The sequence below is a fragment of the Paludibacillus litoralis genome (assembly GCF_037646705.1).
Classification (GTDB): Bacteria; Pseudomonadota; Alphaproteobacteria; order Rhodobacterales; family Rhodobacteraceae; genus Pikeienuella; species Pikeienuella litoralis.
Genome location: NZ_JBBHER010000007.1, coordinates 249070 through 264034, shown reverse-complemented (window position 1 = coordinate 264034; position 14965 = coordinate 249070). Strand labels below are relative to the sequence as shown.

17 protein-coding genes are annotated in these 14965 nt (G+C 67.8%); 12 read left to right on the top strand and 5 right to left on the bottom strand.

Going from position 1 to position 14965, the window contains the following annotated elements:
• Nucleotides 1–84: 84 nt before the first annotated feature.
• From WG921_RS14110 to WG921_RS14100, 3 genes are read left to right on the top strand one after another with little or no spacing between them, the layout of a single operon-like run.
• Nucleotides 85–528, top strand: coding sequence for a PaaI family thioesterase (locus WG921_RS14110; protein WP_340109886.1), 444 nt, complete (start codon nucleotides 85–87; stop codon nucleotides 526–528).
• The gene (locus tag WG921_RS14105; protein WP_340109885.1) at nucleotides 525–1022 is read left to right on the top strand and encodes a PaaI family thioesterase; all 498 of its coding nucleotides are present in this window, start codon (nucleotides 525–527) and stop codon (nucleotides 1020–1022) included. Before WG921_RS14110 ends, WG921_RS14105 begins: the two co-directional genes overlap by 4 nt.
• Entirely contained in the window at nucleotides 1012–2337 is a 1326-nt protein-coding gene (locus WG921_RS14100) for an MATE family efflux transporter (RefSeq protein WP_340109884.1), read from the top strand. The genes WG921_RS14105 and WG921_RS14100 overlap by 11 nt, the downstream gene beginning before the upstream one ends.
• Nucleotides 2338–2358: 21 nt before the next feature.
• Here the strand turns inward: WG921_RS14100 and WG921_RS14095 are convergent, their stop codons facing one another.
• The gene (locus WG921_RS14095) at nucleotides 2359–2775 is read right to left on the bottom strand and encodes a PaaI family thioesterase (RefSeq protein WP_340109883.1); all 417 of its coding nucleotides are present in this window, start codon (nucleotides 2773–2775) and stop codon (nucleotides 2359–2361) included.
• A 132-nt stretch (nucleotides 2776–2907) separates the two neighbouring features.
• Here WG921_RS14095 and WG921_RS14090 point away from each other — a divergent pair, with 132 nt between their 5' ends.
• The 4 genes from WG921_RS14090 to WG921_RS14075 all read left to right on the top strand — a co-directional run bounded on the left by WG921_RS14090 (nucleotide 2908) and on the right by WG921_RS14075 (nucleotide 6373).
• Nucleotides 2908–3306 (top strand): MAPEG family protein, encoded by a 399-nt coding sequence (locus tag WG921_RS14090; RefSeq protein WP_340109882.1) that lies wholly within the window; start codon nucleotides 2908–2910, stop codon nucleotides 3304–3306.
• Nucleotides 3306–4646, top strand: coding sequence for a TldD/PmbA family protein (locus WG921_RS14085; protein WP_340109881.1), 1341 nt, complete (start codon nucleotides 3306–3308; stop codon nucleotides 4644–4646). Before WG921_RS14090 ends, WG921_RS14085 begins: the two co-directional genes overlap by 1 nt.
• Nucleotides 4633–5433 carry an inositol monophosphatase family protein gene (locus tag WG921_RS14080; RefSeq protein ID WP_340109880.1) on the top strand — a complete coding sequence of 267 codons (801 nt, stop codon included), beginning with the start codon at nucleotides 4633–4635 and terminating at the stop codon, nucleotides 5431–5433. Before WG921_RS14085 ends, WG921_RS14080 begins: the two co-directional genes overlap by 14 nt.
• A gap of 85 nt (nucleotides 5434–5518) precedes the next feature.
• Nucleotides 5519–6373: a 2-keto-4-pentenoate hydratase gene (locus WG921_RS14075; protein WP_340109878.1), complete on the top strand. Its 855-nt coding sequence runs from the start codon at nucleotides 5519–5521 to the stop codon at nucleotides 6371–6373.
• Between the two features lie 368 nt (nucleotides 6374–6741).
• Here the strand turns inward: WG921_RS14075 and pncB are convergent, their stop codons facing one another.
• The 4 genes from pncB to tldD form a co-directional block, all read right to left on the bottom strand.
• The gene (gene pncB / locus WG921_RS14070) at nucleotides 6742–8040 is read right to left on the bottom strand and encodes a nicotinate phosphoribosyltransferase (protein ID WP_340109877.1); all 1299 of its coding nucleotides are present in this window, start codon (nucleotides 8038–8040) and stop codon (nucleotides 6742–6744) included.
• Complete coding sequence (gene pncA / locus WG921_RS14065; RefSeq protein ID WP_340109876.1) at nucleotides 8040–8654, bottom strand: bifunctional nicotinamidase/pyrazinamidase; 615 nt, start codon at nucleotides 8652–8654, stop codon at nucleotides 8040–8042. The genes pncB and pncA overlap by 1 nt, the downstream gene beginning before the upstream one ends.
• A gap of 506 nt (nucleotides 8655–9160) precedes the next feature.
• The gene (locus tag WG921_RS14060) at nucleotides 9161–9853 is read right to left on the bottom strand and encodes a Crp/Fnr family transcriptional regulator (RefSeq protein ID WP_340109875.1); all 693 of its coding nucleotides are present in this window, start codon (nucleotides 9851–9853) and stop codon (nucleotides 9161–9163) included.
• A gap of 99 nt (nucleotides 9854–9952) precedes the next feature.
• Complete coding sequence (gene tldD, locus WG921_RS14055) at nucleotides 9953–11380, bottom strand: metalloprotease TldD (protein WP_340109949.1); 1428 nt, start codon at nucleotides 11378–11380, stop codon at nucleotides 9953–9955.
• Between the two features lie 181 nt (nucleotides 11381–11561).
• On the opposite strand from tldD, the gene coxB reads away from it, so the two are divergent.
• From coxB to WG921_RS14030, 5 genes are read left to right on the top strand one after another with little or no spacing between them, the layout of a single operon-like run.
• Entirely contained in the window at nucleotides 11562–12404 is an 843-nt protein-coding gene (coxB, locus tag WG921_RS14050) for a cytochrome c oxidase subunit II (RefSeq protein ID WP_413788597.1), read from the top strand.
• A gap of 27 nt (nucleotides 12405–12431) precedes the next feature.
• Nucleotides 12432–13391 carry a heme o synthase gene (locus WG921_RS14045; protein WP_340109873.1) on the top strand — a complete coding sequence of 320 codons (960 nt, stop codon included), beginning with the start codon at nucleotides 12432–12434 and terminating at the stop codon, nucleotides 13389–13391.
• The gene (locus WG921_RS14040; protein ID WP_340109872.1) at nucleotides 13388–13552 is read left to right on the top strand and encodes a hypothetical protein; all 165 of its coding nucleotides are present in this window, start codon (nucleotides 13388–13390) and stop codon (nucleotides 13550–13552) included. Before WG921_RS14045 ends, WG921_RS14040 begins: the two co-directional genes overlap by 4 nt.
• On the top strand, nucleotides 13549–14130 hold the full coding sequence (locus WG921_RS14035; protein ID WP_340109871.1) for a cytochrome c oxidase assembly protein: 582 nt from the start codon (nucleotides 13549–13551) through the stop codon (nucleotides 14128–14130). The genes WG921_RS14040 and WG921_RS14035 overlap by 4 nt, the downstream gene beginning before the upstream one ends.
• Before the next feature lie 29 nt (nucleotides 14131–14159).
• Nucleotides 14160–14963, top strand: a complete 804-nt coding sequence (locus WG921_RS14030) for a cytochrome c oxidase subunit 3 (protein WP_340109870.1) — start codon at nucleotides 14160–14162, stop codon at nucleotides 14961–14963.
• Nucleotides 14964–14965 lie beyond the last annotated feature (2 nt).

Here is a 14965-nt window from a genome sequence, read left to right as displayed (position 1 = left end):
GCGGGCCCGGATATTTCTTCGCCCCGGCGCGTCGACAGAACCAGGGCGCGCAGCTAGAATCGCGCGCTGCGAAAGGACATGCCGATGAACACGCTCTTGGATCAGCTTGCGGCCAAGGCCGGCTACCCGCTCGACGGGTTTCCGCACGCCCGCGCGCTGGGCCTCCGGCTGCATCAGGATGAAGAAGGCGCGCTCCAGGTCACCGTTCCCTACGACGAGCGGTTGATCGGCGATCCGGCCACCGGCGTGATCCATGGCGGCGTGGTGACCACGCTGCTCGACACCGGCTGCGGCATGGCGGCGATCCTGCGGCTTCGCGGCGAGGCCTCAGTCGCGACGCTCGATCTTCGAATCGACTACATGCGCCCGTCAAAACCCGGCCACGCGATTCACGGCGCCTGCGAGTGCTATCGCCTGACCCGCTCGGTCGCGTTCTGCCGCGGCGTCGCCTATGATGAAAGCCGGGACGATCCGGTGGCGACCGCCGCCGCCGCCTTCATGATCACCCCGCTCGAGGCCGCGTCATGAACGCCGCCGCGACGCAGGAGGAGAAAACCCTGCGGGACGCCGCGCTCGAGCGTTTGACGCAGACCTCGCCCTATCATCGGTTCATCGGCGTCAGCTTTCAGCGGATGGGAGACGAGCTGACCGGCCGGCTGGCCTATTCGGAGCATCTGATCGGAAATCCGGCGATCCCCGCGCTGCACGGCGGCGTCACCGGCGCGCTGCTGGAGATCACGGCGCTGACCCAGCTCGCCTGGGACCAACTCTGGCGACGGATGGAGGCGGGCGAGGATCCGACGGCGATGATGCGGCGGGGCCAGCTGCCGAAACTGCCCAAGACCATCGACATCACCATCGATTATCTCCGCTCCGGCCGCCCGCGCGACACCTACGCGCGCGCCACGGTATGCAAGGCCGGGCGACGGGTGGCGAATGTGCGCGTCGAGGCCTGGCAGGACTCGCGCGACCGGCCGATCGCCGCGGCGCACGGCCATTTCCTGATGCCTGATGGCGGCTGAGGCGGGGGCTGGCGCGCTCACTCACCGGCGGGTCCTGCGTATCGCGGCGCCGATCGTCATCGCCAACGCGACGGTGCCGCTCCTCGGCGTCGTCGACACCGGGGTCGTCGGCCAACTCGGGCTGGCGGCGCCGATCGGCGCGGTCGGGCTTGGCGCGATCGTCATCAGCTTCGTCTATTGGGCGTTCGGCTTTCTGCGCATGGGCACCGCCGGGCTGACCGCGCAGGCGCTCGGCGCCGGCGACGACCGGGAGGCGGTCGCGCTGTTGATCCGCGGCCTTCTGATCGCCGCCGCGGCGGGCGCCGTGATCATTCTGCTCCGCGCCCCGCTTTTCGCGCTCGCGCTCCAATTCGCGCCCGCCTCGCCCGATGTCGAGACGCTGACGCGCGATTATCTCGCGATCCGCGCCTTTGGCGCCCCCGCCGCCATCGCCGCCTACGCCGTCACCGGCTGGCTGATCGCGGCGGAGCGCACGCGCGCCGTCCTCTTCCTGCAGCTCTGGATCAACGGGCTGAACATCGCGCTCGACCTCTGGTTCGTGCTCGGCCTCGGCTGGGGCGTCGAAGGAGTCGCGGTGGCGACGATCATCGCCGAATGGTCCGGCGCGGCGCTCGGGCTCTGGATCTGCCGAAAGGCGTTCCATGGCGCGGCCTGGCGAACGCCGGCGCTGATCCTCCAGGCGGACCGGCTCCGCCGGATGGCGCTGGTCAACGGCGACATCATGATCCGCTCGATCCTGCTGGAGATCGGCATGGCCGTTTTCGTCTTCCGCTCCGCCGCGCTTGGCGATGTGGGGCTGGCCGCGAACCAGGTGCTTTTGCAATTCGTCATGATCGCCAGTTATGTGCTCGACGGGTTCGCCTTCGCCGCGGAGGCGCTGGTCGGGCGGGCGATGGGCGCCCGCGCGCCGGCCGCGCTGCGCCGCGCCGCGATCCTCTCCAGCCAGTGGGCGGGGACCCTGGTTCTCGTCGTCGCCGTCATTTTCATCGTCTTCGGGCCGTCGATCATCGCGTTGATGACCACGGCGCCCGAAATCCGGGCGGCGGCGGAGGCGCTCCTGCCATGGCTGATCGCGGCGCCGCTGATCGGGATGCCGGCCTTCATGCTCGACGGGATATTCATCGGAGCGACGCGCACCCGGGACATGCGGAACGCGATGGCCGTCTCGCTCGCGCTCTATCTCGTCCTGATCTTCACCCTCGCGCCGCTCTTCGGCGCGCCGGGGCTCTGGGCGGCGTTCCTGTTTTTCTTCGCGGCGCGCGGCGTCACCCTCGGGCTTCGCTATCCGGCGCTGGAGGCCTCCGCCCGCGGCTGATCGGGCCGGCGCCGCCGCCTCTCAGGCCACGTTAGACTTGAGATATTTCCAGACGCCCGAGGCGGTCGCGGTCTTGCGGCCGTCGGACCAGAGCTCCCCCGTCATGAAACAGACATCCGGCGTCCGCCGCTCGACCCGCGCGGCGCCGTAGAGCGGGCCGCCCGCCTTCGCCGCGGCGATGAACTTCATCCCGAATTCGATGGTCGACGCCGGCGTCCCGCCCGCTTCGAAACGCGCCGACATGCCCATCGCGTTGTCGGCCAGCGTCATCGACACGCCGCCATGCACGACGCCGCCCTGGTTGAGATGCCGCGGCTCGATCATCAGATGCATGCGGTAGACGCCCCCGCCGACCGACGCGATGAAAAACGGCCCGACATGAATGTTGAACCCTATCGGATCATAGTCGATCCATTCGAGATCGTCCCGAAACTCCATACATGCTCCTCGTCTCAATCGGGCGCCTGCTAGCATGGAGCCGGGCGCGGCGCGAGAGGCCCGCGGCGCCCGGGCTTGCGCCTCCCGTCCGGCGGTTTAGGGTTCGAAGACCAAATCGCCGGAGAACCTTTCATGTCGCCACCCGCCATCGCCGCCTTTTACGCCGGCCTGAACGCGCTGATCCTGATCTGGCTTGCGATCGAGGTGATCAACCAGCGCCGCAGAAGCGGGGTCGGCCTCGGCGACGGCGGCGACGAGGCGTTGAATCGCGCGATTCGCGGCCATGGCAACGCGGTGGAGACGATCCCGATCGCGCTGATCCTTCTGGTGTTGACCGAAATGCTCGGCGCGCCGGCGCTGGCGCTCCATATCCTCGGGATCGCGCTGACGGGCGGGCGGCTCCTCCACGGACTGCACTTCACCGGCCGCGCGCCCGCCGCCTTCCGGGGCGCCGGCATGGGCGCGACTCTGCTGACGATGATCATCCTCGCGATCGGGCTTCTCATCCTCGCCGCCGGGCGGATCTTCTGATGGCGCCCGATACGCTCGCCGCCGCGCTGATCGACGCCGCCCGAAACGCCGGCGCGGAAACCGCCGACGCCCTGGCGGTCAAAAGCCGCGATGTCTCGGTTTCAGTCCGGGAGGGCGCGCTGGAAGAGGCCGAGAGCGCGGAGAGCCTCGATTACGGCCTCCGCGTCCTGATCGGCCGGAGGCAGGCCACCGTCTCCGCCTCGGACCCCGCGCCGGACGTGCTGGCGGAGCTTGCGGCGCGCGCGGTCGCCATGGCCCGCGCCGCGCCGGAGGACCCGTGGTGCGGCCTGCCGGAGCCAGGGCTTCTCGCCGATCCTGCGGCGCTTCCCGCGCTCGATCTGGATGATCCGGCGCCCGCGCCGGCGCCCGCCGCGCTCCGCGAGATGGCCGAGCGCGCGGAGGCCGCCGCGCTGGCGCAAGAAGGCGTCTCGCAGGTCGAGAGCGCCGGCGCCGGGCGGCGGCGCTCCGTCATCGCCTACGCCGCGACCAACGGCTTCGCCGGCGCCTATTCCCGCACCGGCGTATCGCTTTCGGTTTCCGCCGTCGCGGGCGACGGGCTGAAGATGGAGACGGATTACGATTTCGCCTCCCGCACCCATCTCGCCGATCTGCCGGCCCCGGAGGAGATTGGCGCGACCGCCGGCGCGCGCGCGGCGGCGCGGTTGAATCCTCGCCGGGCGAAATCCGGCGCCTGGCCGGTGATGTTCGACCGCCGCGTCGCGGGCTCGCTGGTCGGCCACCTTCTCGGCGCGATCAACGGCGCCGCCGTCGCCCGCGGCGCGAGCTGGCTGAAGGACCGGATGGACGAGCCGGTCCTGCCGGCGGGCTTCGCGCTCGACGACGATCCGCACCGGCGCCGCGGCCCGGGCTCGCGCCCGTTCGACGGGGAGGGGATGGCGCTTTCGCCCCGCAGGCTCGTCGAGGACGGCGTGCTTCGCGGCTGGACGCTGGACAGCGCCTCGGCGCGGCGGCTCGGCCTTCCCGCGCCCGGCGGCGCGCGGCGCGGGGTGGGCGGCCCGCCGGCGCCGGGAACCTCGAATCTGGCGTTGAGCGAAGGCGGGGACTCGGTCGAGGCGCTGCTCGCGGAGATGGGCGAGGGCCTGCTCGTCACGTCGCTGATCGGCTCCTCCGTCTCGCCGACGACGGGCGCGTACAGCCGCGGGGCCTCCGGCTTCTGGGTGGAGGGCGGCGCGATCGCCTGGCCGGTGAACGAGCTGACCATCGCGGGCTCGCTCCCCGATTTCATGCGCCGGATGCGGGCGGCGAACGACGCCGACCACAGCAAGGCGCTGATCGTTCCCAGCCTGCTGGTGGAGGGATTGACCATTGCCTCCGCCTGACCCGGACCGCGCGGCCGATCTCGCGCTGCTGCTCGATGAGGCGCGCGCCGCCGGCGAGATCGCGCGCCGGCACCACCGCGCCGATATCGCGACATGGGAGAAGGCGGGCGGCGCGGGGCCGGTGACCGAAGCCGACATCGCCATCGATCGGATGCTGAAGGCGGATCTGACCCGCGCGCGCCCGGATTTCGGCTGGCTGTCGGAGGAGACCGAGGACACCCCCGCCCGCACGAAGCATGAGAAAGTGTTCATCGTCGACCCGATCGACGGCACCCGCGCCTTCATGCGCGGCGAAGAGGGCTTTTGCCATGCGCTCGCCATCGCCGAGCGAGGGGAGATCACCGTCGCCTGCGCCTATTTCCCGATCCGGGACGAAATGTACTGGGCGGTGAAGGGCGGCGGCGCCTTTCTCGACGGCGCGCCGCTCCGCGCCTCCACGCGGATGGAGCTCGACGGCGCCGCCGCTCTCGCGGGCGCGGGCCAGATGAAGCCGGAGAGCTGGCCCGGCGGGGCGCCGCCGGTCCGGCGGCAGTTCCTGAATTCGCTGGTCTGGCGGCATTGCCTGACGGCCTCGGGGCGGTTCGACCTCGCCTTCACCCTCCGGCCCGCATGGGAATGGGACGTGGCCGCCGGCGCGCTGATCGCCGCCGAGGCCGGGGCGGCGGTCACCACCGCGGAGGGCGCGCCCTGGGTCTATAACGCGCCGGATCCGCGCATGCCCGGCGTCGTGGTCGGCCCGACGGCGCTTCACGCCGCGATCATGAAGCGCCTGCGCCCCGCCGAATAGGGCCCGGCCGCGAACCTGTTGCGAATCGGGCCGCCGGAGGTCCAAGCTCATCCGGCTCGCCAGCCAGCTTCCGGAAGGGTCGCCAATGTCCCGCCTCCATCTCGCACGCGCCGCCGCCGCGCTCGCCGCCGTCATGCTGGCGGCGCCCGCAATGGCCGCCTGTCCCTCGCCCGAAACGATGCAGGCCGCCGCGTCCGGCTGGCTTCAGGGCGCGCGCCTGCCCGATCCCGGCCTCGCCGGCCCGGAGGACGCCGTTTGCGCCTACGCCGAATACCGCGCGGCGCTGACCGAAGCGCTCGGCCCGCCGGTCGGGTTCAAGGTCGGTTTCACCTCGAAGCCTGCGCAGGAGGCGTTCGGCGTGCCGGGCCCGGTCGCGGGCGCGCTCTTCGCGCCGATGCTGCTGAGAAACGGCGCCGAGGTTTCGCTGGCGGACGCCCGGACGCCGTTCTTCGAGGCTGACCTGATCGTCACCGTCGGCGACGCCGCGATCATGCGGGCGACGACCCGCGAAGAGGCCGCCGCCGCGCTGGACGAGGTTCGCCCGTTCGTCGAGTTGCCCGACCTCGCCTTCGCCGACGGGATCAAACCCACCGGCGCGTTGATGACCGCTTATGGCGTGATTCCCTGGCGCGGCGTCATGGGCGACGGGATCCGGATCGCCGATCTTCCCGATCCTGTGGCCAATCTCGGCGCCCTTACGGTGGACCTGATCTCGGATGGCGCCATCGTCGGCTCCGGCGTCGGCGACATGCTGCTCGGCCACCCGCTGGACGTGGTGCTCTGGCTCGTCCGGCAGGACGGGGTCGACCTCGCGCCGGGCATGGTGATCTCGCTCGGCTCGCTCGGCAAATTGCACCGGGCCTCGCCGAACCATCAGATCGAAGCGCGCTACGAGGTCGGCGGAACCCCCATGTTGGTTGCGTTCACGCTGGCTCCCTGATCCGCCCCCCATGCATGAGCGGGCGCCCGCCTCAACAGAGGAGGGCGCTCTCGCGGCGAAGCCGGAAGGGAAGCGGCGCCGACGCGCCCCGTCGCCCGATCCGATGATGGCGCGTCAGTGGATCCTCGTGCTTCGCCATTCGAACAGACCGACCGTTCCCGGCCGCGCGGCTTGCCCGGAGAGACCGGCGTTGAGGCGCGGCCGTTGGGAAAAGCTCGGGCCGGCCGCGCGGGGCCCGGCCTCCCGCATCTTCTTGGTTTCGCCCAATTCCGGCCATGAAGAGGCCGAAAACCGTCCCCAACGTGCCGCTCACTGTCCCGCGTTAACGTGATACTGGCGCGCCCAAAACCGGGCGCGCCTTTTTTTCGTCAGACCGACACCGCCCGCGGGACCTGCGCGCCGACATCGAAAACCCGCCGATACCGCTCGATCTCGCTTTCCGGACCCATCGCCTTCATCGGATTGTCCGAAAGCTTCACCGTCGGCTCCCCGCCGGCGCTGACCGCCTTGCAGACCAGGGAGAAGGGCGCCAGCCGCTCCCCCGCGAGTCCCCGGAAATCGTTGGTGAGATTCGTGCCCCAGCCGAAGCCGATCTGGACGCGGCCGGCGAAAGCGGCGTGAAGCTTCTCGATCTCGTTCACATCGAGCCCGTCGGAGAAGATCACCAGTTTCTTCTTCGGGTCCTCGCCGCGCCGGCGCCACCAGTCGATCACGGCCTCCGCCTGAACAAACGGATCTCCGCTGTCGATGCGCACGCCGGTCCAGCCGGCGAGCCAGTCGGGCGCGCGCTCATAGAAGCTCTTGGAGGAGAACGTGTCCGGCAGGGCGATCAGCAGGTTGCCGTCGTAATCGCGGCTCCAGTCCTCCAGCACCCGATAGGGAGCGTCGCGAAGCGCGTCGTCATCCCCGCCACGCCCGGCCAGCGCCGCGTAGACCATCGGCAGCTCATGCGCGTTGGTCCCGATCGCCTCCACTTCGCGGCGGAGCGCGATCAGGCAATTGGAGGTGCCGGTGAAGCGATCGCCCAACCCCTCGATCATCGCCTGCACGCACCAGTCCTGCCAGAGGAAGGAATGCCGGCGCCGGGTCCCGAAATCGGCGATGGCGAGATGGTCCAGCCGCCGCAACCGCTCGATCTTCTCCCAGACCCGGGCCATGGCGCGGGCGTAGAGCACCTGCAGCTCGAACCGCCCCATTCCGCGCAGGACCGCGCGGCCGCGAAGCTCCATCAGCACCGCGAGCGCGGGCACTTCCCACATCATCACCTCGGGCCAGGAGCCCTCGAAGCGCAGCTCATATTGGTCGCCGCGCCTCTCCAGATGATAGGGCGGCAGGCGCAGCTTCTCGAACCAGCGCATGAATTCCGGGTCGAACATCCAGCGCTTGCCGTAGAAGGTGTTGCCGCGAAGCCAGGTGCTCTCCCCCCGCGAAAGCGAGAGCGAACGGATATGATCGAGCTGCTCGCGGAGCTCCCCCTCGTCGATCAGCCGCGCCATCGGCACATCCGCCGAGCGGTTGATCAGACTGAACTCCACCACGACGTCCCGGTGCCGCCGAAACACGGTCTGCGCCATCAGGATCTTGTAGAAATCCGTATCGAGGAGCGAGCGGACGACCGGGTCGATCTTCCAGTTGTGGTCGTGGACGCGGGTGGCGATGTCGACCATCAGCCAAGTTCCGCGACGCTTGCGCGGCGGACCCCGCTCGCGTCCATCTCCGCCCACGCCGCCGCCAGCGAGCCGTCGAGATCGATCGCGCGGCAGGCGTCCTCCGCCACGGTCGCCGCAAATCCTTGCCTGATGGCGTCCACAGCGGAGAACCGAACGCAGAAATCCGTGGCGAGCCCGCAGAGAACAACCGCGCCGACGCCGCGTTCGCGCAAATACCCGGCGAGGCCGGTGGGCGTCACATGGTCATTCTCGAAAAAGGCCGAATAGCTGTCGATATCGGGCCGGAACCCCTTGCGGAGGATGAGATCGGCGTCCGTTCTGAGGCCGTCGCGAAACGCGGCGCCCGCCGTTTCCTGCACGCAATGGCGCGGCCAGAGCACCTGCGGGCCGTAGGCGGCTTCGATCGCCGAAAACGGCGCGGCGCCCGGATGATTGTCGGCGAAGGAAAAATGGTCGGCGGGGTGCCAGTCCTGGGTGAGCACGCGAACCGGGTATTTCGACGCCAGCGCGTTCGCCGGCGCGATGACGGCGTCCCCATCCGCGACCGCCAGCGCGCCTCCCGGACAGAAGTCGTTCTGCACATCGATGATGATCAGCGCCGTTTTCGTCATCCGCGGATCCTCCCTGTCTCGACCGGAGCCTTGCGAATGCTTAGCCCGATGATGAGCCTGAGGCCATCCACGCCGAGATGAAAAACCCTCTCCGGCAAGGGGGATTCGCCGAAGAGGGTCTCGGAAGGCGTGTGGTGGGGGCCTACACGTCCTCCTCGGAGTGCGGGCGAGTACGCCGCCCGCCAGTGTGTCTCGACCGGAACGCGCGGCCGACAGGGTGGCGACGCGTGAGTGTGAACGCGCCGCACAACCCAAGATAGGGCCGGCGGCGGCGGTGTCACACCAAGAATTGTTTCGTGTTCCTACCATTTCAACGCACGCCGCATTCCCGCCTTAATGCGCGTTGAATCGTAATGTTTTTCGCGCGTCTTCGGAAACAGCGTTCACATTGAAAATTTCGCGCGCCGGAATCGCCGTTGATCTGGCCCGATCGGCGGCTTCTCCGCCCGGTTTCCACGGTTTCCGGAACGCCGCCAGAGAATCACTTCCGGCGCGCGCCGGAGCGCTCAGGACCGGATCGGCCCCATCGCCTCCTCCACCCGCCGGCTGAGCTCATCCACATCGGTCAGGATCAGGCCGCCGCGGCTCCGCTCCAGAACGCCGTCCCGGCTCAACGCGGACATCTCCCGGCTGACGACCTCGCGGCGCGAAGAGATGAGGTTCGCCAGATCCTCCTGAATCGGAGGCGGCGAGACGATTCGCTGCCCCGGATGCCCCGAACGCGGCCGGGACTGGCGGAGGAGTTCCGCGCACAGGCGCTGGCGCGCGGTCAGAAACGCCTGTTCGGCGAGGCGCTCGTTGATCGTCCGGACCCGCTTCGTCAGCATCTCCAGCGTGCGGCGCGCGATGACGGGCGTTCCCGTCACGATCTCCATGAACACGTCCCCGGGCATGACGCAGACTTCGGAATTATAGAGCGCGATCACCGAAGCGGAGCGGCTTCGCCCGTCGATCGCCGACATTTCGCCGAAAAACTCGCCCTTGTCCAAATGGGTGAGAATCACATGGCGTCCATAGGCCGACGACATCAGCACCCGCACCTCGCCCGAGATGATGAAGATCACGTCGTTCGATTCATCGCCGTAGTCGACGATCAGTTCGTGCGCTTCGAAGGTTTTCCACCGACACCGAGGCGCCGTCCGCGCGGCGAGGTCGGCAGGCAACCCTTCGAGAAGCGGAATATTCGAAAAATCCGCCATCTTTCCAATCCCTTGATATACGCCCCGGCCGCTGGCCCGATTATAAATTCAAGGTTAACACAGGCGGCCCGGGATGGTCCAACCCGACGCGTCCGGCCGTCAGGCCGCGACGCCCCCAACCGTGAGCCCGTCGATCAGAAGGGTCGGCTGGCCGACGCCGACCGGCACGCCTTGTCCGTTCTTGCCGCATGTGCCGACGCCGGGATCGAGCGCCATGTCGTTCCCGATCATCCGGACCCGGCCGAGCGCGGTCGGGCCGTCGCCGATCAGCGTCGCGCCTTTCACCGGATGCAGCACCTTCCCATTCTTCACGCGATACGCCTCGGTGCAGGAAAACACGAACTTGCCGTTGACGATATCGACCTGCCCGCCGCCGAACCCGACCGCGTAGATCCCGTCCCTGACCGCCGCCAGCACATCGCCGGGATCGGCGTCGCCTCCGAGCATCACCGTATTGGTCATCCGCGGCATCGGCATGTGCGCGAAGCTCTGGCGGCGGCCGTTTCCGGTCGGGCGCATCCCCATCAGCCGCGCGTTCTGCCGGTCCTGCATATAGCCGGTGAGAATGCCGTCCTCGATCAGCACGGTGCGCCCGGTCGGCGTCCCTTCATCGTCGAAGGAGAGCGAGCCGCGCCGCCCCGGAATCGTCCCGTCGTCAACGACGGTGACGCCCGGCGCCGCGACGCGCTTCCCCATCAGCCCGGAAAAGGCCGAGGTTTTCTTCCGGTTGAAATCGCCTTCCAGCCCATGGCCGATCGCCTCATGAAGCAGAATGCCGGGCCACCCCGCGCCGAGCGCGACCTCCATCACGCCGGCGGGCGCCTCGCGCGCCTCGAGATTGACCAGCGCGATGCGGAGCGCCTCCACCGCCGTCGCCTTCCACGCGGCGGGCGCGATCAGCGTCTCGTATCCCATGCGCCCGCCGCCCCCGGCGGAGCCGCTTTCCCGGCGCCCGTCCTTCTCGACGATCACCGAGACCGACAGCCGCGCCAGCGGCCGCGCTTCCGCGACCGATTCGCCTTCGGGGCGAAGGATCTCCACTTCCTGCAATTCGCCTGAAAGGCTGGCCGAAACCTGAACGACGCGCCGATCCCGAGCGCGGAGAAAATCGTCGATCTCCCGCAGAAGATCGACCTTCGCGGAGAAGCTCAACGCCGTGAGCGGGCTCTCCTGCGGATAAAGCCGCTGGTTCGTCGGCGCCGGCGCGGCGGCGGGGCGGGGCGCGGTCTCCGCGGCGGCGAGGCGCGCCGTCTCCGCAGCCCGGCGAAGCGCCGCCGCGGTCAGCTCCGTCGAATGTCCGTAACCCGCGACAGGTCCGGCGACGGCGCGAAGCCCGAATCCCTTCGCGCTGTCATATCCGGCGCCACGCAGCCGGCCGTCGTCGAAAGTCAGCGATTCGGAGCGCCTGCGCTCCAGAAACAGCTCGCCATCATCCGCCTTCGCGACCGCGGCCCGAAGGGTGGAGAGGGCGTCCGCCCGGTCCAGATCGGTCTCGAACGGGCGAAACGGCGTCTCATCCTCGGTCATCTCATCGGTCAAGTCAGGTCTCCGAAGCCGGCGCGGAAGGAACGTTTAGCGGCTGAATGACGCAAGCGTCCAGCTTGCCCTTCGCCGAGCGCTGTGGAAAGAGACTGGACGATAGTTGAAAAGTCGGGGAAAGCGACACCGTCGTCACGCCGATCAACGTCGGGAGCTTCAGCGGATGTCCATGTCGAACAAGATCACGCCCTTTATTTCCGCCGCCGCCGCCGCGGCCTTTTTCGCCGCGCCCGCCCTCGCGGAGAGCATCGGCAAGCCGATTCACGGCGGGATGGCGCTCCAGCCAGCGGCGACGAGCCTCGCGCGGGACGTGCACTTTCTCGATTCGCTCGTGAACTGGATCATCGGCGGGATCGTGATCCTGGTCGTCACGCTGCTGGCCATCGTGATCTTCCGGTTCAGCGCGAAGCGGAATCCGGTGCCGGCGCGATTCACGCATCATGCGGCGCTGGAGATCGCCTGGACCGGCATCCCGATCGCCATTCTGATGGTGATCGGCGCGTTTTCCCTGCCGGTTCTCTACAACCAGCTGACGATTCCGGACGCTGAAGTCACCCTCAAGGCGACGGGCAACCAGTGGTATTGGTCCTACGACTATCCGGACGAGGAAATCAGCTTCGACGCGCTGATGTTGCAGAAGGACGAGCTCGAAGAGAACGGATACGCCGCCGACGAGTACCTTCTGGCCGCCGATACCGCCGTGGTCGTGCCGGTCGACACCAACGTTCATGTTCTGGTGACCGCTTCCGACGTGATTCACTCCTGGGCGATGCCGGCCTTCGGCGTCAAGATGGACGCGGTGCCGGGCCGCCTCAACGAGTTCTGGTTCAACGCGGACACGATCGGCACCTATTTCGGACAGTGCTCCGAACTTTGCGGCGAGAACCACGCCTACATGCCCATCACCGTGAAAGTGGTCAGCGCCGAGGATTACCAGGCGTGGCTGGAGACGACCCGCCTCGCTCAGGGCCTGCCGCCGCGCGCCGACATCAAGATCGCCGCCGCCGAGTGACGCCAAGGAAAGAGGTGATCCCCGCTCATGGCCAACGCGCTTGACATCGACAGAAGGGCGATCCCCGGCGACGCCGAGTTCCGCGACTATTTCGAGCTTCTGAAGCCGCGGGTCATGTCGCTGGTGATCTTCACCGCGCTGGTCGGGCTGGTGGTCGCGCCGGTCCCGGTTCATCCGCTGGTCGCCTTCGCGTCGATTCTTTGCATCGCGGTCGGAGCGGGCGCGTCCGGCGCTCTCAACATGTGGTGGGACGCCGATATCGACGTGAAGATGGCCCGCACCCGGAACCGGCCCATCCCCACCGGCCGGATCGAGGCGGGCGAGGCGCTGGCGCTTGGGCTCGGGCTTTCCCTTCTGGCGATTCCGATGCTCGGCCTCTTCGCGAACTGGCTGGCCGCCGGGATCCTCGCCTTCACGATCTTCTTCTACGCCGTGATCTACTCGATGTGGCTGAAGCGTTCGACTCCGCAGAACATCGTTATCGGCGGCGCCGCCGGCGCCTTTCCGCCGATGGTCGGCTGGGCGGTGGCGACGGGCGGCGTTTCGATCGAATCGCTGCTCATGTTCGCGATCATCTTCTTCTGGACTCCGCCGCACTTCTGGGCGCTCGCGCTGTATCGGAACGTCGACTATGAGCGCGCCGCGGTGCCGATGATGACGGTCGTCGCCGGGCCTCAGGCGACGCGGCGGCAGGTGTTCTGGTATGCGCTGCTTCTCGTCGCGGTCGCCATCGCGCCGGCTTTCACATCGATCGGCGGGCTGGTCTATCTGATCGCCGCCAGCGCGCTCTCGCTCGAGTTTCTGCGCCTTGCGACGATCGTCGGCTTCCGCAGCGAGGCCGCCGCGCAGGCGGATGGCCACCGCGCCGAAAAGAGACTTTTCAAGTTTTCGATCCTCTGGCTGTTTCTCATCTTCAGCGTGCTGGCGCTCGAGGCCGGCTTGAGAGCCGCCGATCTCTCCATCGCCGCGCCCGGCGCATTCTCATGATCGGGCGCAAGGAACATGAGCTTCACCACCGACGCCGCGGCCGGAATCTCGCCCTCGGGGCGATATTGCTCGCGTTCGTCCTGCTGCTGTTCGGAGTCACCATCGTCAAACTCGGGGCGAACGTGATCAAGCCTGAGATGAGTTGGAGCGAATCGGAATGAGGCGACTCGGACGAAACGGCGCCGTGGTTCTCGGGCTGGCCGGGCTCTCGGTCTTCATGCTCGGCATGAGTTTCGCGGCTGTGCCGCTTTACGATCTTTTCTGCCGGGTCACCGGCTATTCCGGCACGACCGCGGAGGCGACGGAGGGCTCCGACACCATTCTGGATCGCGATGTCATCGTCCGTTTCGACGCCTCGCTCGACCGCGACATGCCGTGGCGGTTCAAGCCGGTGCAGAATACGATGACGCTGAGGATCGGTGAGACCGGCCTCGCCTTTTTCGAAGCGACGAATCCGACGGACCGCGTGGTCGCCGGCACCGCCAGCTACAATGTCGCGCCATTCTCGGTCGGCGGCTATTTCACCAAGATCGATTGCTTCTGCTTCACCGAGCAGGTCCTGCAACCGGGCGAGACGGTGCAGATGCCGGTCACCTTCTACGTCGATCCCGAAATCGTGGACGACAGCGAGGCGAGCCTGGTCCACACGATCACGCTCTCTTACACGTTTCACGAAACTGAACTGCCGAAAGACGCCGCGTCGTTGGATCTCGTTGACGAAACCGACCCGGCCGGGTGAACAAGGCGCGGACCGCCAAGGGGAAGAATATGGCTCACGAAAAAAATCACGATTATCACATCCTTGCACCCAGCATCTGGCCGTTCGTCGGCGCGGTGAGCGGCTTCATCATGCTGTTCGGCGCAGTGTTGATGTTCAAGGACATTACGAATTACGTCTTCTACATCGGCCTGCTCGGCGTTCTCTACACGATGTTTTCCTGGTGGTCCGATGTCGTCGCCGAGGCCCAGGCGGGCGAGCACACGCCCGTGATCCTGATCGGCCTGCGCTATGGAATGATCCTGTTCATCGCCTCCGAGGTGATGTTCTTCTCCGCATGGTTCTGGTCCTTCTTCAGCCACGCGCTCTTCCCCATGGGCGTGATCGAGGGTGTCGAGGTCCTGCCCGCGCCCTGGCCGCCCGAGGGAATCGAGACATTCGATCCCTGGCACCTGCCTCTCATCAATACGCTGATCCTGTTGACGTCGGGCTGCGCCGCCACATGGGCGCATCACGCGGTGCAGGAGAACGACCGCGACGGCCTGAAATGGGGCCTGCTGATCGCGACGCTCCTCGGCATCCTCTTCACCATCACCCAAGCCTATGAATACGGGCACGCCGCGTTCGGGTTCAGCGGCAACATCTATGGCGCGAACTTCTTCATGGCGACCGGGTTCCATGGCTTTCATGTCGTGATCGGCACCATCTTCCTCGGCGTGTGCTTCTTCCGCGCGCTGAAGGGCCATTTCACGCCGGAGAGGCATGTCGGCTTCGAGGCGGCTGTCTGGTACTGGCACTTCGTCGACGTCGTCTGGCTGTTCCTCTTCTTCGTCATCTATGTCTGGGGCAGCTGACG